Origin of the sequence: Halorientalis pallida (assembly GCF_049605515.1) — an archaeon.
In the GTDB taxonomy this organism is placed as follows: domain Archaea; phylum Halobacteriota; class Halobacteria; order Halobacteriales; family Haloarculaceae; genus Halorientalis; species Halorientalis pallida_A.
The window spans coordinates 2,519,366-2,538,681 of sequence record NZ_CP187158.1; the positions used below are offsets into that span (position 1 = coordinate 2,519,366).

Annotated in this window: 15 protein-coding genes and 1 pseudogene; 11 read left to right on the forward strand and 5 right to left on the reverse strand. The window is 66.7% G+C overall.

Features of this window, described 5'->3' with window-relative positions:
• Positions 1-15: 15 nt before the first annotated feature.
• Positions 16-1,719: a DNA-directed DNA polymerase II small subunit gene (locus tag ACOZ4N_RS14565; RefSeq protein WP_424017091.1), complete on the reverse strand. Its 1,704-nt coding sequence runs from the start codon at positions 1,717-1,719 to the stop codon at positions 16-18.
• 106 nt (positions 1,720-1,825) lie between these two features.
• On the opposite strand from ACOZ4N_RS14565, the gene ACOZ4N_RS14570 reads away from it, so the two are divergent.
• The gene (locus tag ACOZ4N_RS14570) at positions 1,826-2,512 is read left to right on the forward strand and encodes a S26 family signal peptidase (RefSeq protein WP_424017092.1); all 687 of its coding nucleotides are present in this window, start codon (positions 1,826-1,828) and stop codon (positions 2,510-2,512) included.
• Between the two features lie 46 nt (positions 2,513-2,558).
• Here ACOZ4N_RS14570 and ACOZ4N_RS14575 read toward each other — a convergent pair whose 3' ends face one another.
• The gene (locus ACOZ4N_RS14575; RefSeq protein WP_424017093.1) at positions 2,559-4,202 is read right to left on the reverse strand and encodes a Cdc6/Cdc18 family protein; all 1,644 of its coding nucleotides are present in this window, start codon (positions 4,200-4,202) and stop codon (positions 2,559-2,561) included.
• A gap of 1,414 nt (positions 4,203-5,616) precedes the next feature.
• Between ACOZ4N_RS14575 and ACOZ4N_RS14580 the strand changes: the two genes are divergently transcribed.
• The 5 genes and pseudogenes from ACOZ4N_RS14580 to ACOZ4N_RS14600 form a co-directional block, all read left to right on the forward strand.
• A complete protein-coding gene (locus tag ACOZ4N_RS14580; RefSeq protein WP_092663780.1) occupies positions 5,617-6,246 on the forward strand; it encodes an Era-like GTP-binding protein in 630 nt (209 codons plus the stop codon).
• A 4-nt stretch (positions 6,247-6,250) separates the two neighbouring features.
• Complete coding sequence (locus ACOZ4N_RS14585; RefSeq protein ID WP_077206245.1) at positions 6,251-6,643, forward strand: DUF2073 domain-containing protein; 393 nt, start codon at positions 6,251-6,253, stop codon at positions 6,641-6,643.
• Positions 6,643-7,392, forward strand: coding sequence for an OapC/ArvC family zinc-ribbon domain-containing protein (locus ACOZ4N_RS14590; protein ID WP_424017094.1), 750 nt, complete (start codon positions 6,643-6,645; stop codon positions 7,390-7,392). The genes ACOZ4N_RS14585 and ACOZ4N_RS14590 overlap by 1 nt, the downstream gene beginning before the upstream one ends.
• A 90-nt stretch (positions 7,393-7,482) precedes the next feature.
• Positions 7,483-7,722, forward strand: coding sequence for a hypothetical protein (locus ACOZ4N_RS14595; protein ID WP_424017095.1), 240 nt, complete (start codon positions 7,483-7,485; stop codon positions 7,720-7,722).
• Positions 7,719-8,714 (forward strand): annotated as a pseudogene (locus tag ACOZ4N_RS14600) (formate/nitrite transporter family protein); the annotation flags it as partial. The gene ACOZ4N_RS14595 and the pseudogene ACOZ4N_RS14600, both read left to right, overlap by 4 nt.
• A gap of 317 nt (positions 8,715-9,031) precedes the next feature.
• Here ACOZ4N_RS14600 and mdh read toward each other — a convergent pair.
• Positions 9,032-9,946 carry a malate dehydrogenase gene (gene mdh / locus ACOZ4N_RS14605; RefSeq protein ID WP_424017096.1) on the reverse strand — a complete coding sequence of 305 codons (915 nt, stop codon included), beginning with the start codon at positions 9,944-9,946 and terminating at the stop codon, positions 9,032-9,034.
• Positions 9,947-10,245: 299 nt separating this feature from the next.
• Here mdh and ACOZ4N_RS14610 point away from each other — a divergent pair, with 299 nt between their 5' ends.
• Both ACOZ4N_RS14610 and ACOZ4N_RS14615 read left to right on the forward strand, forming a co-directional pair.
• Positions 10,246-12,000: a histidine kinase N-terminal 7TM domain-containing protein gene (locus ACOZ4N_RS14610; protein WP_424017097.1), complete on the forward strand. Its 1,755-nt coding sequence runs from the start codon at positions 10,246-10,248 to the stop codon at positions 11,998-12,000.
• Positions 12,001-12,072: 72 nt separating this feature from the next.
• Complete coding sequence (locus ACOZ4N_RS14615) at positions 12,073-12,819, forward strand: Sjogren's syndrome/scleroderma autoantigen 1 family protein (protein WP_424017098.1); 747 nt, start codon at positions 12,073-12,075, stop codon at positions 12,817-12,819.
• A 1-nt stretch (position 12,820) separates the two neighbouring features.
• Here ACOZ4N_RS14615 and ACOZ4N_RS14620 read toward each other — a convergent pair whose 3' ends face one another.
• Together ACOZ4N_RS14620 and ACOZ4N_RS14625 are read right to left on the reverse strand one after the other, a co-directional pair.
• A complete protein-coding gene (locus ACOZ4N_RS14620; protein WP_424017099.1) occupies positions 12,821-15,385 on the reverse strand; it encodes a DEAD/DEAH box helicase in 2,565 nt (854 codons plus the stop codon).
• A 73-nt stretch (positions 15,386-15,458) separates the two neighbouring features.
• Positions 15,459-16,214 carry a helix-turn-helix domain-containing protein gene (locus ACOZ4N_RS14625; protein WP_424017100.1) on the reverse strand — a complete coding sequence of 252 codons (756 nt, stop codon included), beginning with the start codon at positions 16,212-16,214 and terminating at the stop codon, positions 15,459-15,461.
• 113 nt (positions 16,215-16,327) lie between these two features.
• On the opposite strand from ACOZ4N_RS14625, the gene ACOZ4N_RS14630 reads away from it, so the two are divergent.
• The 3 genes from ACOZ4N_RS14630 (at position 16,328) to ACOZ4N_RS14640 (ending at position 19,314) form a co-directional block, all read left to right on the forward strand.
• Positions 16,328-16,927: a PaaI family thioesterase gene (locus tag ACOZ4N_RS14630; RefSeq protein WP_424017101.1), complete on the forward strand. Its 600-nt coding sequence runs from the start codon at positions 16,328-16,330 to the stop codon at positions 16,925-16,927.
• Positions 16,928-17,150: 223 nt separating this feature from the next.
• Positions 17,151-17,765, forward strand: a complete 615-nt coding sequence (locus ACOZ4N_RS14635) for a hypothetical protein (RefSeq protein WP_424017102.1) — start codon at positions 17,151-17,153, stop codon at positions 17,763-17,765.
• A complete protein-coding gene (locus ACOZ4N_RS14640) occupies positions 17,758-19,314 on the forward strand; it encodes a response regulator (protein ID WP_424017103.1) in 1,557 nt (518 codons plus the stop codon). Before ACOZ4N_RS14635 ends, ACOZ4N_RS14640 begins: the two co-directional genes overlap by 8 nt.
• The last annotated feature ends 2 nt before the right edge of the window (positions 19,315-19,316 follow it).

Consider the following 19,316-nt stretch of genomic DNA (forward strand, 5'->3'; position numbering starts at 1 on the left):
CCGAACAGGCGGTTCTCAGGCGAATTTCCGGATGGTCAGGTCGAGCGTGTCGAGATCGACGATGGGGGCCATCGCACAGTCGGGGTCGATGTTGACGCTCTCCTGGAACGCGGTCTGGGCCTGCCAGCACCCCGAGTTGATCGTGAGGACGTTGTGGTACTTGCCGTAGCCGAACTTGTGGACGTGGCCGGCGTGGAACACGTCGGGCGTCTCCTCGATCACCAGATAGTCCCGCTCCTCGGGGGCCAGCCGGGTGTGCCCGCCGAACTGGGGCGCGACGTGACGTTTCTTCAGCAACTGGTACATCGCCTTGTGGGGTTCGTCGTAGTTGGCCTTCTCGTCGGGCAACTCGGCGATCACCTCGTCCAGCGAGACGCCGTGGTACATGAGGACCGAGACGCCTTCGACGGTCACCGTCGAGGGGTTGGAGGTGATACGGCAGTCGTGGGCCGACATGATGTCCCGGAGTTCCTCGTCGAAGCCCGGCTGTGGCTCCGCGAGGCGGACGGCGTCGTGGTTGCCCGGAATCATGACGATCTCCATGTCGCCGGGGACCTCCTTCAGAAACTCCGAGAACTCCCGGTACTGGTCGTAGATGTCGACGATGTCCAGTTCCTCGTCCTGGTCGGGATAGACGCCGACGCCCTCGACCATGTCGCCCGCGATCAGCAGGTACTCGACTCGCTCGGCCTCCTCGGTGTGGAGCCAGTCGGCGAAGCGCGTCCAGGCGTCGGCCATGAACTCCTGACTGCCCACGTGTACGTCGCTAACGAGGGCGGCGCTGACCTCGCGGTCGGCCGTCGAGGGCTGGTGGGTGCGGGGAATCTCCGGGAAGTAGAGGTCGTCGACGAACAGGATGCCGTCGCCGTCGCTGTTGTCGTCGGAGAGGGTCCCTTCGACGGCGATCACCTCGTCGTGGAGCAACTCGTCGACCTGCTCGGCGGTGTCCCGGTCTTTCATCACGAGACAGGGGTAGACCCCGTTCGTGTCTTCGAGTTCGATCAGCCAGTGTCCGCTGGCCGTCGAGCGGATGTCCGAGACCATCCCCACGATGGCCGCCTCGCTCCCGCCGGCCATCGACGAGAGCGTGTTCGTCGGGCGGTGGTTGATGCGACCGCGCAACTGCCGGCTGAGCCGTTCGTAGCGGTCCCGGAACACGGCCACGAAGTCGCTGTACTCGCCGGTCCCGGTCGACTGGCCGGTCATGTCTCCCTCGATCTCCACGTCGTGCAGGTCGGTGTCGATGGACCGCTCGCCGGTCGCGACTGACCCGGTCGTCGTCCGGCGGTCGGTCGCCGTGGCGGCGGCCGATTCGGCCGCCCCCACCGCGTCCGAAGACCCCTCTGTTTCAGGTGGAACAGCGGACCCGGATTCGGAAGACGTGGTGGGGTTCGTTCCACTCGAAACGGAGGGGTCGGGGTCCGTGGTGTCGGCCGTCGTTGCCCCCGGTTCGGTGGGGTTCGTGGGGCTTCCCGAATCCGAGTCCGTCGTTTCCGTTGCGGCGGTCGAGGGGTCCGGGCGGCCGTCGGATTCGGCCAGCACCGATTCGACGTGATCGGCCGAGAGCTTGATCGCGTCGTCGGGCGCGGCCTCGAGTGCGCGCTCGATGGCGCGGGCTGGATCGTCGGCGTTGGCGAGGAGGGTCACGGCCTCGCGGTCGGCGTTGTACCCGCGCGTCGCGAGGACGCTGACGATGCGGGCAGGCGTCTCCAGCGGCACGAATCCACAGAACGGGTGGCGAAGCTAAAGCGTATCGGACCCGAAACCCGCCGGCAATCATCGAGAGGCAGAAAGTTGAAGCGTGGTTCGGCACAACCGGGTAGCAATGACCGAGCGTAGCGACGAGGGGGGCCGGCGGGGGCCGAATCCCCCGGACACCGACGAGCGCGCCGGGTCGTTCCTCGACGATTTCGCCACGAGCGTGCTGGCCGTCGTCGGGATCGGCGTCCTGCTGTTCGCCATCAGCGGCGTCTGGCCGCCGATGGTCGCCATCGAGAGTGGGAGCATGCAACCGAACATCGGCGTCGGGGACCTCGTGTTCGTCATGGAGGAGGAACGGTTCCCCAGCGACAACGCCATCGACGGCACCGGCGTCGCCACCGTCTACAGCACCAACGAGACCGACTTCCGGAAGTTCAACAGACCCGGTGACGTGATCGTCTACGAACCCAACGGCGACAGCCAGGCGACACCGGTGATACACCGGGCCCAGTTCTTCGTCGAGGAGGGCGAGAACTGGTACGACAAGGCCGAGGCCGAACACCTCCCGAAAGACGCCGACTCCTGTGAAGACCTCAGATACTGCCCCGCGAAACACGACGCGTTCATCACCCGCGGGGACAACCCCGCGTCGAACAAGAAGTACGACCAGGTACAGGGCGTCTCCAAGCCCGTCAGGCCGGAATGGGTGATCGGCACCGCGGAGTTCCGGATGCCCGGGCTGGGCTGGCTCCGCCTCAACTTCCAGACGAGTCCGGTCGGGACCGCCGACGCCGTCGCGGCGTCGACCTGAGAATTCCGATTTTCGCCGCTCGGTTGCCCGGCGCCGTGTCCGTCGCTCAGTTGTCGAACCGCGCCTGCACGAACGGCTGCACGTCCTCGATGTCGCCCAGTCGTGAATCGCTCAGCAGGACCGCTTCGGTCTCGTCGATGGGCACCGAGAGGCTGATCTCTTTCGTGCGGCCGTACCGCCCCTTCGAGACCACGACGGCGTTGACGATGCCCAGCATGTCCAGTTCCGAGATGAGGTCCGTCACGCGGCGCTGGGTGAGCGTGTCGGCGTCGATCTCCTCACAGAGGCGCTTGTAGATGTTGTACACCTCGCCGGTGTTGATGTTGTGGACGCCGTTCTTCTCAAGCAGGATGATCGCGAACAGGACCAGTTTCGACTGCGTGGGCAGGGTCCGGACGACCTCGACCACCCGATCCAGTTCGATCTTCTCCTGAGCGCGCCGGACGTGGTCCTCCTCGACGCGTTCGGTCTGGCCGCGCTCGGCGAGTTCGCCCGCGGTCCGCAGGAGGTCGAGCGCGCGGCGGGCGTCCCCGTGTTCCTGTGCGGCGAAGGCCGCACACAGCGGGATCACGTCGTCGGACAGCGCACCCTCCTCGAAGGCGTCGTCGGCGCGGTGCTGGAGGATGTCCCGGAGCTGGTTGGCGTCGTAGGGCGGGAAGACGATCTCCTCCTCGCCGAGGCTCGACTTGACGCGGGGGTCGAGGAAGTCGGTGAACTTCAGGTCGTTGCTGATGCCCATGATCGACACCCGGGAGTTGTCGAGTTCGGAGTTCATCCGGGAGAGGTTGTAGAGGGTGTCGTCGCCGCTCTTCTCGACGAGTTTGTCGATCTCGTCGAGCATGATGACGACCACGCGCTCGTGGTAGTCGACGGCCTCGAAGAAACTGTTGTACACGCGGTCGGTCGGCCACCCCGTCATCGGGACCTCCTCGAACTCCGCGCGGTCCTCGTCCAGATCCTCGATCAGGGCGTCCAGTTCCTCGAGGGTGTCGACCTCGTCGATGCCGGGGCCGGACCCCACCGACACCCCGGTTTCGAGTGCACTCCCGTCGGTCGATTCCAGGACGGAAGCGTCGTCTTCGGCCCGGTCCCGGAGGCTCTCCAGTTCGGCGATGCGGTCGTCGATCACCTCGCGGTTCTTGTCGATGAACTTGTTGGCCAGCTGTGCGAGGACCCGGTACTGGGTGTCGGTGACCTCGCAGTTGATGTACTGGACCTCACAGGGGACCTCGTACTTCTGTGAGGTGGTTTCGAGCTCCTCGCTGACGAACTTCGCGCTCGCGGTCTTGCCCGTCCCGGTCTTCCCGTAGATGAGGATGTTCGACGGCGTATCCCCGCGCAGTGCGGAGACGAGGATCGTCGCCATGTTGTTGATCTGTTCCTGTCGGTGGGGAAGCTCCCGCGGTGTGTACGACGGGCGCAACACCTCCTTGTTCTCGAAGATGGGCGCGCCGCTGAGCAGGTCGTCGAACAGCCCGCGCGAGGCCTCGTCGAGGTCGTCGTCCTCCTCGACGTCGTCGAGCACCACGTCGTCCAGCGACGAGTCGGCGTCGGCCGCCGCCACGTCGACGCTGGGTCGGCCCTCGCCGGCCGTATCGTCGAGCGGTGCCTGCTCACCGGGCCCGTCCCGCCCGTCTGGCTTCCCCGCTCCCGTGTCCGGTCCGTCGGATTCGTTCCCGCTTCCTGTCATAAACGTACCCCTCTGTTTCGGGTGGAGAGAGACACCTCGCGTCCCAGAAACAGCCCGCGAGTCGTCGAAGATCCGTTCTCCGTGGAAATCGGGTGCTTCGGGGACGTCCAGTTGAACCACAAGAACCCGTGGTTGACGACCTATTAAATATTTCGATTGTTGAGGGGTCGGGCGGGGACAGTATGGGCCGATTGCAGGCGGTATCAGACCGGATAGTCGCCGGTCTCGACGCCTGGCGGGAGCGACGCGGGTGCAACGGAGTCGGATGAACACCTGTGTTTCGGGTGAAGCGAGGTGAGCCAGTCCGACCGCGGTCGTGCTGGCCACCCGAACCGTGACGATACCCAGCGTGAGCCGAACGATCCCGGCTCGGTCGTCAGCGTCGACCATCGTGGGCACGCGTGCGTCGGTCGAGAACGGCCAGTGCGGTACGTTAACGAATGACAGCTAAACTGTGGTCAAAACGATGGGATCAGGATTCGACGCGGTCCGGACACGAAGGGAGGGGGTTCGTCGGCGGAGGAGAAGGGCGCTTCGACGGGAAACGTCCGGCTGTGGAGAGTCCACCGGGAGACCGCCCGTCGGACCGCTGGTTGGAGACGAACCCCGGCCGGGACGTGGATCGAACGGTACCGCGATCCGGAAACCGACGGGGACGATGGAGATGGAAGGGCGGTTCGACAGGAAAGGATGGGGAGGTGGTGACCCCCCCACCCCTTCGTTTCGGGTGGAACGGTGCGGGAAGGGGTGGGGGGTCCCCCCTCTCTAGAGAGGGAAACGGTTAAGTTACCACTCCATAAACCAAACCCGTAGAACTTCGAAACACCCTTTCTTCTAGTGGAGCTAGTATGTTGTGTGGCTAGTGCTAGGGAAAACGGCTAGACTAGCGGAAACTAGGGCTAGAGGCGCGCTCCCGTGCAGTGTCCCGCGTTCCCGACCGCAATCCGTCTCTCACCCCCTCCCTCCCGTTCTCGCCGTTCCACCTGAAACGAGGGGGTGGGGGGCTCACGTCCCGACTGGTTCCGTCCCGATTCTCGTCCGAATCGTGGTGCCGACTGTCGTGGTATTCGCTCCCGCCGACACCACCCCGTATCGTTTCGGGTCCGCCACCCCCCGTCGATCCGAACTCTCACCGGGGCCGGTCGTCCCGGCTGGACTCACCCATCTCAGTCCTACCACCTCCCGTCTTCACTCACTCGTGCCTCTCTCGTCCTCGTTCACCTCGTGCCTCTCTCGTCTTCGTTCACCTCGTCCCCATCCCGTCTCCCTGTTTCGTCCGGACACTCCCGAACGGGCCGGAACCACTCCCGCTGAATAGTATCGGAATATTTATGTATGTCTGACGTACACTTAAGTAAATTCGGTCGGGAAGTACCCGCAGAAGCTCTCTCACGGAGAGAGCGGGAGGCCCAGGATGGGACTGATCACGGACATCCGAGACAGTATTTCGTCGTTGTTCTCGGCGCAGGACCCGAAGCGAATCGGTATCTACGGTCCACCAAACGCCGGGAAGACGACGCTGGCGAACCGCATCGCTCGCGACTGGACAGGTGACGCAATCGGCCCGGAGAGTCACATTCCACACGAAACACGCCGCGCACGCAGGAAGGAGAACGTCGAGATCGAGCGCAACGGCAAGTCGGTCACCATCGACGTGGTCGACACGCCCGGTGTCACGACGAAAGTCGACTACACCGAGTTCCTCGAACACGACATGGAGAAAGACGACGCCGTGCGTCGCTCCCGCGAGGCCACCGAAGGCGTCGCCGAGGCCATGCACTGGCTGCGTGAGGACGTCGACGGTGTCCTCTACGTGCTGGACTCGACGGAGGACCCGTTCACGCAGGTGAACACGATGCTGGTCGGCATCATCGAGAGTCAGGACCTCCCCGTCCTGATCCTCGCGAACAAGACCGACCTCGAGGACTCGAACGTCCGCCGCATCGAGAACGCCTTCCCACAGCACGAGACGCTGCCACTGTCGGCGCTGGAAGGCGACAACATGGACGAGGTCTACGACAAGATCGCGGAGTACTTCGGGTGATCGCATGCCGGAAGTGAAAAAGGCAGACGACGGCGACGACGGCGTGCAGATCGACCTCATCAGCGGCGAGCGCATGGAGAACATGACCTCCATGGAGAAGATCCGGATGATCCTCGACGGCGTCCACGAGGGCAACATCGTCATCCTCGAGGAGGGGCTCTCGCCCGACGAGGAGTCCCGACTCATCGAGGTCACGATGACCGAGATCAGTCCCGACGAGTTCAACGGGATCGAGATCGAGACCTACCCCCAGTCCGGCAGTACGGACTCGGGCCTGCTCAATCGCCTGATGGGCAACAACGAGACGAAGAAGCTGACCGTCATCGGGCCGGCGAACCAGATCGAGACGCTTCACAAGGACGAGACGCTGATCAGCGCCCTGGTCTCACGGAAATAATGCCCCATCAGTGTACGAGCTGCGGCCAGGTGTTCGACGACGGCTCCAAGGAGATGCTGTCGGGCTGTCCGGACTGTGGCGGGAACAAGTTCCAGTTCCACGCCTCGACCGAGGACGTGCCCGAGGAACCCGAGCCGTCGGCCGAGCCACCCGATCCACCGACGCCCGACAGCTCCGTGGCCCGCACCGTCGGGAACGCGGCCGCGACGGTTCGCGACCTGGTCGGCAGTTCGGGGTCACAGTCCGCAGGCACACCCGACGACGAGCCGTCGGGCCGGGACCCCGCGCCGGCCGACTCCATTCCCTCGGAGCCGGCCCCGGCCCCGGACCGAACGCCGACCGATACCCCGGCGTCCCGCGAGGACGCGGCACAGGCCGACGCGCGGAGCGAAGTCGTCAGTCCCGACGAGATCCCGGCGGGCAGTGACCCACCCACGGGCACCGAGACGCCCGTACACGACGACACGTCGGCGACCGGGAACGCCGAACCCGACACGCCCGACCGGAGCGACGCATCCGATCCGACGGGCGATGCCGGCGCTCGCGTCGCCGAGGAACCGAGCGAGGACCGCCCGGACCTCAGCGAACTCCGCGAGGAACTCAACGACCAGTTCGAGAGCATCAAGGTCCTGAGCCCCGGCCAGTACGAACTCAACCTCATGGAACTGTACGACCGCGAGGAGTACATCATCGCACTCCAGGAGGACGGCCGGTACACGATCCAGGTACCCGAGAACTGGCACGACTGAGCGGCCGCGCTCGACACGGGTCTCGGCTATCCGGCTGGTCCAGGCTGTGTAGCTGGGTTTTTTGACTCGGCCGCTGTAACTGCGGGCCCGATGACCACATCCAAAGCGGACAGGCTACCGACCATCGCTCTCGGGCTGTTGTTCCTGTTTCTCCCGGCACTGTTTATCGGTCTCGCGCTCGCGTTCCTCCAGTTCAGCGAAGCGGTACTACTGGCCGAACTCTCGACGCTCGAACTGATCGAGCTGTACGTGATCGAACTGATCGTGTTCGGTGGTGCGATAGTCGTCCTCTACCGGCTGGCCGTGAAACTGGGGGTGAACGACCGGTGACTGATCGCGATCCGAACGCCGGCGCAGGCGACACCGGCCGCGACGCGGACCCGGAATCCAACGAATCCGTTCGCGAGGCCGTCGAACGCTCCCGCCACGGCGCACCCGCGGCCGGCGCGGTGGTTCGTGATCGCTTCGACACGGACGAGGTGTTCCAGCGCATCCTCGTCGCCGCCGACGAGGAGATGGGAACCGGGGTCCGCGAGCTGTTCTTCAGCGGGCTGGCCGCCGGGTTCGCCATCACCATCACGTACCTGGTGTACGCCTCGCTGACGGCCAGCACCGGCGGCGATCCGATCCTGAGTGCGTTGCTGTACCCCATCGGGTTCGTCTACATCATCCTCGGCCGGTACCAGCTGTACACCGAGAACACGCTCCCGCCGGTCGCGCTGGTCCTCGAACGGCTGGCGAGTTTCCCGGCGCTCTTTCGCACCTGGACGCTCGTGTTGATCGGCAACTTCGCGGGCGGTGCGCTCGGCGCGCTCGTCCTCGCGTACACCGGTGTCCTGTCCGACCCTGCGACCGCCGCGGCGACGACTCTGGCGATGAAAGGGATCGAGACGCCGTTCTGGGACCTGTTCTTCAAGGCCGGGTTCGCGGGGCTGGTCGTCGCCGGCGTCGTCTGGCTCGACTACTCCGCCCGGGACACGATCTCACGGCTCGTCCTGATCTACATGGCGTTCCTGGTCATCCCCTACGCCAACCTGTTCCACGTCGTCGTCTCCTTCACCGAGACGATGTTTCTGGTCTACACCGGCCAGGTCGCCGTGGTGTCGAGCCTCACCGGGTTCGTCCTCCCGGTTCTCCTGGGCAACACGCTGGGCGGTGTCTTGCTCGTGACGGTCGTCAACTACTTCCAGACGACCGAGCGCCGGGTCGAAGCCGCGCGCAAGGGCGGGACCAAACGGATGCTCTCGCTCCGCGAGTGGTTGTTCGGCAGTCTCGTCGGCCGATCCTACGTCCCCTCCTACGACGAGGACTATCCACGTAGCGGCGACGACTGACCCGGCGGCTCCGCTCGACTATCGATGTGTTGACATAATCGTTATATAAATGGCCGAATATGCACTCCTCTGAGGACCATGCGACACCGAGACGACTCCCACGTCGACGAGTGGGCCGCCCTCGTGGGAGAGGATGTCGGGGAACGGGTTTCAGAACCGACTTTCGCGGGGCGCGAAGTGAGCGGTCCGGCGACGTGGTACCGTGACGAACCGGGTCCGCGCGGCGACAACTGAGGGGCCGTCGGGCTGGCCGTCGGACGGTACCGTCGACAAAGAAACGCGAATTTCGGGCCGCAGTCGGCCGATCAGGAGATCTTCTCGTACTGCTCGGAGAGCTTGTCGGCCGCTTCGTCGAGCAGTTCCTCTTCGTCGGCGGTGAGGTCCCAGTCGACGACCTCCTCGACGCCGTTCGCGCCGAGCTTGACGGGGACGCCCAGTCCCACGTCGTCGTAGCCGTACTCGCCGTCGAGCTTGATCGAGGCGGGCAGGACCTCGCCCGTGTCGTTGACGACGGCCTCGACCATGTGGGCGACGCCCGTGGCGGGGCCCCACTCGGTCGCGCCCTTGCGCTCGATGACGTCCATGGCACTCTCCTGGAGTTCTTCGAGGATCGTCTCCTGTTCGTCGTCGGAGAACTCGGGGTCGGTGCCGTTGACCCGGACCTTCGAGAACACGGGGACCTGTGCGTCGCCGTGTTCGCCGAGGATCGTGGCCTCGACGTTCTGGACGGGTTCGTCGAAGCGCTCCGAGAGGACGTAGCGGAACCGCGCGGAGTCGAGGCGGCCGCCGAAGCCGATCACCTTGTGACGGTCGCGGTCGCCGACCTCGTACTGGTGGCGGTTGAGCAGGTCGACCGGGTTCGAGGTGGTGATCGAGACGAAGTCGTCGGTGTGTTCCTCGAGCTGGCTGATGATGTCGTCCATGATCGGGGCGTTGTCGTCGGCCAGGTCGATGCGCGTCTGGCCCGGCGACCGGGGCAGCCCCGCGGTGATGACGACCACGTCGGAGCCCGCCGTCTCCTCGTAGGTGCCCTGCCGGATCGTCGTGTTGGAGTCGTAGGCGACCCCGTGGTTCGTGTCGGCTGCCTGCCCGATGGTTACGTCCTCCTGGTCCGGGATGTCGACGTAGACGAGTTCGTCCGCGATGTCGCGCAGGGCGATGTTGTACCCCGCTGCGGCACCGACGGTGCCCGCCGCGCCCACTATGCTAACTTTCGTCATATCGGCTGGAAGTCCCAGCCCCGGCGAATTAAAGTCTTCTTTTTGATCCGCTCCCCGTCGCCGACCCACTCGCCGAACGGCCCCCGTCATCGTCCGTCGCTATCGGAACCGATTCCGGAACGACTCCACTGGAACACGAGGTGCGTGTCGAGAGACGAACTGTCGCCACGCGTCCCGTGGCGACCGTCCCTCGGACTCAGACGTGATAACTGGGAGTCACACTTAACTCGATCCTGCAGAGAGAGGAACCTACTCAGTCGTGTGCCACGTGGGGGCGTTTCGGGTCGAGTCGCGCCGGCGTGGTGGTCCGCGACGACGTGACGATGACCTGGACCCTCTCGCTCTACACGGTCTGTGGGCTCGTGGCCGCGTCGGTGACGGCCGGGACCGTCTGGTTCGTCTGGGACGCGCGCTCGGACCCGCACGGACCGGCGTTCGTCGGCCTCCTGGCCGCCGCGTCCGGGTGGGCGCTCACGTACGCGATCCAGCTGGGGTACACGACCCCGGCCGGCCAGATTCCCTGGCAGCGGGTCGCGCTCGCGTTCGGCGGGACGGTTCCGACGCTGTGGTTCCTGTTTTCCCTGCGATTTATCGGCGCGGACCGCTGGCTGACGCGCCGACGCGTCGCGGTTCTGGCCGTCGAGCCTGCCGCGTTCGCGGTGATCGCGCTCACGAACGGCTACCACGCGCTCGCGTGGACCCACGCCGGGCTGACGGCGACCGGCTGGGGGCCGGTGCTGGACCTCTCGCTCGGCCCGCTCTATCACGTCCACATCACCTACGGCTACCTCGTCGTCGGGATCGGGCTCGTCATGTTGCTCCGGGAGTTCGTCCGGGCGTCGACGATGTACCGGCGGCAGATCGGCCTGCTCATCCTCGGCGGTCTCCCGTCGATGCTGACCCACGTCCTGTTCACGCTCCGGGCGGGGCCGATCACCGACCTCGATCTGACCCCGTTCGCACTGTCCATCGCGGCCCTCGCGTTCGGGCTCTCGATCTTCCACTTCGACCTGCTCGACCGGTCGCCGGTGGCCCGCGAGCAGGCGTTCCAGCGGATGGGTGACGGGCTGATCGTCGTCGACGGGGTCGGCGAGATCGTCGAGGTCAACGCGGTCGCCCGGAAGGTGTTCGACCCGACGCCGACCGAGGGGTCCCAGGTCGCGACGGTCTTCCCCGAGACCGATCTGGCGGGGCTGGACGGCGAGACTGTCACCGCGACCATCGACGGCACCGACCGCACATACGACTGCCACGTCACCCCCTTCTACGATCACCACGACCGGCTCACCGGACGGGGCGTCGTCCTCCGGGACGTGACCGAACGCCGCGCCTACGAACAGCGTCTGGAGGTCGCCAACCGCGTCCTCCGGCACAACCTCCGCAACGACATGACGGTGATCCTCGGGCGGGCCGACGAGCTGGCGGCGACCGTCGACGACGAACTGGAGGCCGTCGAGATCATCCGCGAGACCGTCCACGACATCATGGACGTCAGCGAGAAGGCCCGCGAGATGATCCAACACACCAGGTACGGCGAACTCGCTCGCGAACCGGTCGACGTGGTCGCCGTCGTCGAACGGGCGCTGGGCCGCTACCGCGGGACTCACCCGAACGTCGCCTGGCGATTCGACGCGCCGCCGTCGGCCAGTGCCCTCGCCGCTGGCGAGGAACCGCTCGCGGTCGCCGTCGAGAACCTGCTCGACAACGCCATCGAACACAACGACGCCGACCACCCCGTCGTGGGCGTGGCCGTCGAGGTTGACGCCGAGCAGGTCCGGCTCACGGTCGCCGACAACGGCTCGGGCATCCCGGAACTCGAACAGGACGTGTTCGTCTCCGGGACCGAGACCCAGCTCAAACACAGTCAGGGGCTGGGTCTCTGGCTGGTCTACTGGCACGTCACCGCCTCGGGCGGGGACGTGTCCATCGACGCCGACGGCGAAGGGTCGTTCGTCACCCTCTCGCTCCCCCGGGCCGACGGCGGTGACGACGCCCCGGCCGCGGAGGCCACCGGAACCGACGCCGCCCGCTCGTCCACACCGCCGACGGGGTGACCGCCCGGCCGACCGCTCGCGCCCCCGACCGACCCCGCAAGCCATTTTCCGCCTGGCCGTCTCTACCCGTGTATGAGCGACTTCGACAAGGAAGCCGAACGCGAGAAGTTGCGCGAGAAGTACGGGGACGACGAGGACGACCGCGAGGCGACCGAGCGCATGAGCGACCTCCTCCTGAAGGGCGCGACGATGACCAACGCCCACTGTGGCACCTGTGGCGACCCCATCTTCCGCTACGAGGGCCAGGAGTTCTGTTCGACCTGCCAGGAGGTCGTCAGCGAGGCCGACGACGGGCAGGGCGACGCCGACCAGGCGGCCGACGACCAGCCGGCCGAGACGGACCAGCCCACCGACACGCAGTCCGCCGACGGAGCGACCGCCGGGACGACCGGCGACCAGCCCAGTGCGCCCGAGGAGGCAGCCACCGCTAGCGACGCCCAGCCCTCCCAGCCCTCCGGGAACGGACGGGCCGACGCCGGGACCAGCGCCACGCCCGACCTGGCCGGCCACACGGAGACCACCGACGCGTCGAACCAGCCCGCCGACTGGACGTCGAGCATGGACCCGTCGGTCGCCGACGCAGTCGAAACGGAGGGCCAGTCCGAGAGCGCCGCGCAGGCAACCGCGCCGAACCCGGCACCGGCCGGCGGGGACGGGTCGAGCGCACTCGCGGGCGCACGCGAGTCACTCGAAGGGACCATCGTCAGCCTGACCCGGCAGGCCGCGGCCAGCGACGACCTCGAACGGACCCGGGCCTATCTCGCGGCCGTCGAGGAGGCCGCCGACGCGCTCGCGGCGGTCAAACGCGCGGATCGATAACTCAGCGCTCGTAGTCGCTCCCGACGATCTCCCGGATGCGCTCGGCGGTCACCGCACCGACGCCTTCGACCTTCTGGAGGTCGTCTTCGTTGGCGATCATCACGCCTTCGACGCTCCCGAAGTGTTCGAGGAGCGCGCGGGCGGTGACCGGCCCGACCTCCGCGATGGAGGCGACGACGTACTCCTGCTGTTCCGACAGCGTCTTCGACTGTTTCTCGCCGTGGACGCTGATCTCCCGGTCCTCCTGTTCCTGCTCGCGGGTGGCGATCACTTCCATGAGGTCGGCGGTGTCGTCCTCGTCGTCGGTCCGGAGGACGCTCGCGCCGAAGTCCACGACCAGCGAGGACAGCGCCCCCCGGATCGCGTTGGGGTGGACGTTGCGCTCGCCGTAGAGGTCCTCGCCCTCGACGATCACGACCGGGCGGGCGTAGTGGCGGGTGGCGTCGCCGACCTGCTCGAACATCGACCGGTCCCCGCCGGTGAGCGTGTCCAGGAAGTCCCCGACGGTTTTTCGCTCGACGACGACCCGGTCCGAGAGGATGTAGTCGCCGACCGCCAGCGTCTCCAGGCGCGTCTCGATCCCGTCCCGCGTCGAGAGGTCCCGCGCGATGGTCGAGTCGAGTTCCCGCTGGTCGGCCACGATCTCGACCGTCTCGCCGTCCGGGGCGGCCTCCGCGACGACGCCCGCCGGATCGTCGCTGTCGTCCGCCCCGTCGTCACCGTCACCGCCACTGCTCCCGGACCCCTCCGTTTCGTCTCCACTGGCCGACCCTTCGCCGCCCACGCTCGCGTTCGACCCCTCGGTTTCGTCTCCACCGACCGACCGATCCGTGCCGTCGGCCGCGAAGGCCGAGAGTCCCGACTGGCCGCTCGTCTGGCCCGCCGTCGTCCGATCACTCCCGTCGTCGCCCTCGTCGCTCGACCCCCCGGTTTCGTCTCCACCGGCGGACGTGTCATCCGATCCCCCACTGCCGTCCCCGTCGGCGTAGTCGTCGAGTTTCGTCCCGTGGAGTTCGGACTCGATCTCCCCGGCGACCGACTTGAGGTCGCGCAACTCCTGTTCCATGCGTTTCTCGTCGTTGCGGGACTTCCAGAAGTAGGCCTCGTCGCGGGTGTCCTCGGCCAGCAGGACGACCACCTGACCCTCGGTCTGGCGGCCGGTCCGCCCCTTCCGCTGGATCGACCGGATCGCGGTGGGGACGGGTTCGTAAAAGAGGACGAGGTCGACCTCGGGCACGTCCAGGCCCTCCTCGGCGACCGAGGTCGAGACCAGCACCTCGAACTCGCCGGCCCGGAAGGCGTCCAGCGTCTCCTGTTGCTCGTTCTGGGTCATCCCCTCGCTCCCTTCGGTGTCGCTCTGCCCGACGAACTTCCGGGTCTCGAAGTGATCGCCGAGGAACTCGACGAGCGTCTCGGCGGTGTCCCGCGATTCGGTGAAGACGATGACGCGTTCGCCGCCGTCGAGCCCGAGCGTCTGGGCCAGGAGGATGCGGGCCTGTCTGAACTTGGGGTGGAGGTCGTCGTAGTCCTCGGCCCGCCGCATGGCCTCGCGGACTTTCGGATCGGACACCAGCCGCTGGTCGGCCTTGGAGGCCCCGGAGGCGCGGGCGGCCTGTTTCAACCGCTCGAAGTACCTGCGAAGGGACTCCACGCTCTGGGTCTCGACGTAGTTGACCGCGGTGTTGAGCTTCCGGATCTCGGCGTGGAGGCTCATCCCCTCGTATCCCTCCGACTGGTCGTTGTTCATCAGCTCCCTGAGTTTCCCCTGGATGCGGACCAGCTCTTTCTCCGAGAGGTCCGGGCTGGTCTTGTTCGTGACGCCCAGCTCTTTGAGCTTGCCGAGCCGATCCGAGATCACGTCGTTCAGGGCGTCCCGGATCTCGATGACCTCGTCGGGCAACTCGACGCGTTCCCAGGTGAGGTCCGTGTCGTGGGTGTACTCGGCCACGTCCGCGTCGTCCTCGGTCATCACCTCGACTTCCCGGAGGCCGAGGTTCTCACAGACCTGGAGGATGGCCTCCTCGTCGCCGCCGGGGGAGGCGCTCATCGCCGTCACCAGCGGCTCCTCGGCGTCGTCGTGGTAGCGCTCGGCGATGTAGTTGTAGGCGTAGTCGCCGCTGGCGCGGTGACACTCGTCGAAGGTCAGGTGGGTCACGTCGGACAGGGAGATGCGATTCCCCACCAGATCGTTCTCGACGACCTGCGGGGTGGCGATGACGACGCGGGCGTCGTCCCACAGGTCCGAGCGGTCGTCGGGCCTGACTTCGCCGGTGAAGACGACGATCTCGTCGTCGGGAATCTGGAGGGCCTCGCGGTAGAACTCGGCGTGCTGGGTCACGAGGGGTTTCGTCGGCGCGAGAAAGAGCGCCTTCCCGCCGACCTCGTGCAGGCGGTCGGCGGTGACCAGCAGGCTCACCGTCGTCTTGCCCAGCCCCGTCGGGAGACAGACCAGCGTGTGGTCCGCGGCGGCGGCGTCGGCGAGCGTGACCTGATACTGCCGGTCCTCCAGCAGTCCCTCGGTCAGCATGGGATGCTCGACGTGTCCGACCTCGTCGGTCGCTGCCATTGTCCGGGATACCCGCTACCGCCGGTTAAGCGTTCGCGTACCGGGGCGGAAGTGAAGCGATCCGGTCTCGGGGTCAGTCCACGGCGGTCGCACTGCCGGCCCCCAGCAGGTCGTGATCCGCGACGACCGTCTCGGTCAGCCAGGCCTCGGCCCGGCGGAGCCGGTACCGGAGCGTGGACTTGGCCAGCCCGAGTTCCTCGGCCACGTCGCCGAGGTCGGCGGCCCGCGGCGTCTCGTAGTAGCCCATCGCCACCGCGGTTTCGAGTGCGCGGCGCTGTTCGGGGGCCAGATCCGACAGCGACGCCGTGGGCGTCCCCCACGACGAGGGGGTGCCGACCTGCGACAGCGAGAGGGTGATTCCCTCGGGCAGGCCGTCCCGGAGGCCGTCGAACAGGTCGCCGATGGGCGGGTCGCCCGGCACCAGTACGCGCCACTCGTAGACGTTGCCCCGGCGACGAGCGTCGAACGACACGCCGTCCCCGAAGGCCCGCCCGGCGTGGAACGGGACCGAGTGGCAGTACCGCCCGCCGTCGGAGTAGCCGTAGATCACGCGGCTCTCCGGCCCTTCCCGGACGACCTCGTACTCGGCGGTGACGGTGCAGGCCTCGTGTTCGCCGAGGCACTCGTTGCAGACGGCGTGATCGGTGTAGACCGCTTCCACCGCGTCCAGCGCGTCGGGCGGCCCGACCAGCCGGTCGACCCGCCAGACCCCGGCGCTGGAGACCGTGACGGTCAGTGCCGTCCCCAGCAGATCCGGGTGGTCGATGAACACGTCCGCCAGGGCGTCGGCCCCCGGCTCGTACGCCGCCGTGAGGACGTATTCGCGCATACGGAACTACTCGAACTCGAATCGGATAGCTCTACCGGCTGTTTCTGCTGCTTAGGGAAAATTTGCGTATGCACGAACATACGCTTACTATCCCCTGGTGTGAACCGGACGGTATGGCAGACGAACGCCGAGAGACGACGGTCGCCCTGCCGGGCGACGTGTACGAGCGACTGGGCGGCGACGACGAGGCCGTGGCCGAGACGTTAGAGACGCTGGCGGCCGATCACGCCGAGTTACAGCGCTCCATCGCCCAGTTCACCGACGAGGGTGGCGAGCCACCGATGGGTGAGGGGCAGGCCGCGACGATGGCGGCGCTGGCCGACTTCGGCCCGCCGATCGGGCAACTGCTGGGGTTCGAACTCGACGACGCGGAGCCGGGACGAGCAGTCCTGTCGCTCCAGCCCGGACCGGAACACGCCAACCCGATGGGGACGCTCCACGGCGGCGTCCTCTGTGACCTGGGGGACGCCGCGATGGGGTACGCCTACGGGAGTACGCTCGGGCCCGACGAGTCGTTCACGACGCTGGAACTCGACGTGAAGTTCCTGCGGCCGGTGTGGGACCAGCGCCTGACCGCGGAGGCGACGATCACCCACGACGGCCGGACGGTCGGGCTGGTCGAGTGTGACGTGACCGGGCCCGACGACGAGTTGATCGCCCATCTGGAGAGCGTCTGCATGACGCTCCGTGGCGACGACGCCGACGGGCGGTAGCCTGTCGGTCAGGCAGACAGTCCGGCGAATCGAATCTCGAAACACGCCGAGATATTAATGGTTGGAGCTACGAGGTACTCGTACACCAATGTCCGGAAATCGGGAGCGACGGGCGTATCCGTCGGGCTGTCGGTCGTCGACGCCGTCGGATACTCTTTCCGCCCGACGGCCAAACGCCGTCGCTACCCGTCACGGACGGTGGGGGAATCCGGAGTGAGAACCGATGCGTGAGCCCGAGAACCGGGACTGGACCGAGCGGGAGACGGCCCAACACATGGCCGAACAGGTCTGTCTGGGGTTCCAGGCTCACGACCGGAAACAGCGCGACGAGGCCATCGAGGCGTTCGGGACCGTCGACGCGCTCCAGTTTCAACACGTCGACGCCGAGACCGCCACGCACGCGGCGACAGCCTACGTCGAGGCGCTGTGGGCCAAAGACGACGTGGAGGTCGACCACATGGCCGACGGCGAGATCGACGACGACGACCTCGCGGACGCCGACTGGGAACCCGTCCGCGAGAAGTTCCGCGAACGCGCCTCTATCGTCGGCATGAACCCCCGCTACGCCGAACTGTCGACGACGGCCTGGCGCAATCACAAGACCGGCCGGGACTACTGGACGCCGATCCAGCGGGCGCAGGTGATCGAACTCCGCGCGGCGATGAACGACGAGGAGTACCCGCACAAACCGCGCTACGGGCAGTCCGGGTTCGGGCCGGAAGCCGCCCGGTACGCACTGGCCGTCGAACTCCACGATATGCACACGGATCGGCACTGGCAGCAGGCGATGGACGTGATGGTACCGTACTTCGAGGCGATACTGGAGGCGCATGACTGACGATACTTCGACCGGGCTCTCACCCGGGCCACTGGCCGACGCCGCGATCACCAGCGACGGAACCGGCGAGGGGAGCGACGGACAGGTGTCGATCCTCCACGTCGACGACGACCCCGACATGCTGTCGCTGTCGAAGACGATGCTCGAACGCCGGGACATCGACGTGACCACCCGGACGAGCGCCGAGGAGGGCCTGGAGTACCTCCAGGAGGCCGACGTGGGCTGTATCGTCAGCGACTACGAGATGCCACGGACCGACGGGCTGGAGTTTCTGGAGGCCGTCCGGAAGGAGTATCCCGACCTCCCCTTCATCCTGTTTACCGGCAAGGGCGGCGAGGAGATCGCGAGCAAGGCGATCTCGGCCGGCGTCACCGACTACCTCCAGAAGGAACCCGACGAGGGCCAGTACACGGTGCTGGCAAACCGCATCGTCAACCTCGTCGATCAGTACCGCGCGAAGAAGGCCGTCGAGCAGACCCAGAAGCGGTTCAGCAAACTCATCGAACACTCGACGGACGTCATCTCGATCATCAGCCCGGACGCCCGCTTCGAGTATCTCTCGCCCTCGGCGGAACACATCCTCGGCTACGAACCCGCCGAGATGGTCGGCGAGTACATCTTCGACTACGCCCACCCCGAGGACCGCGACGAGGCCATGGAGAAGTTCTTCGAGACGGTCAAAGACCCCGACAAGCAACCGACCGTCGAGTTCCGGTTCAAACACCCCGACGGCTCCTGGCCGGTCCTCGAATCCCGGGGTCGCAACCTGCTGGACGACCCCGACGTGCAGGGATTCGTCGTCAACAGCCGCGAGATCACGGAACTCCGGGAGCACGAGCAGGAGCTGAAACGGCAGAACGACCAACTGGAGGTGATCCGCAGCGTCGTCTCCCACGACCTGAAGAACCCGCTGAACGTGGCCAAGACGACCCTCGACCTGGCGACGGAGGACTTCGAGGACCCCGACCGTCGCGAGGACGTGCCCGAACACCTCGACCGCCTCGGGCGCGCCCTGGACCGGATGGACGTCATCATCAGCGATATGCTCACGATGGCCCAGCAGGGCCAGCGCGTGGCCGAGACCGAACCTATCGACCTCGAAGCCACCGTCCGGGCCGCCTGGGAGATGGCCGGCGGCGACGACGCCACGCTCGAACTCGCCGACACGCCCACGATCCGGGCAGACGAGAGCCGCCTCCAGCAACTCCTCGAAAATCTCTTTCACAACTCGACCCACCACGCCGACACCGACGTGACGGTCACGGTCGGGACCACGGCGGCCGCCGACACCGACGACGACGCCAGCATCGTCGGCCTGTACGTCGAGGACGACGGTCCGGGGATTCCCGAGGACGAACAGGAGAAGGTGTTCGAGTCGGGCTACTCCACCGCCGAAGAAGGCAGCGGCTTCGGGCTGGCGATCGTCGAACAGATCGCCAAGGCCCACGGCTGGGAGGTCGAGATCACCGACCCCGGCGGGACACGGGAGAACGGTGACTCCCCCGACAGCGGCACGCGAGTCCTGATCAGCGGCGTCCAGATCGACTGAGG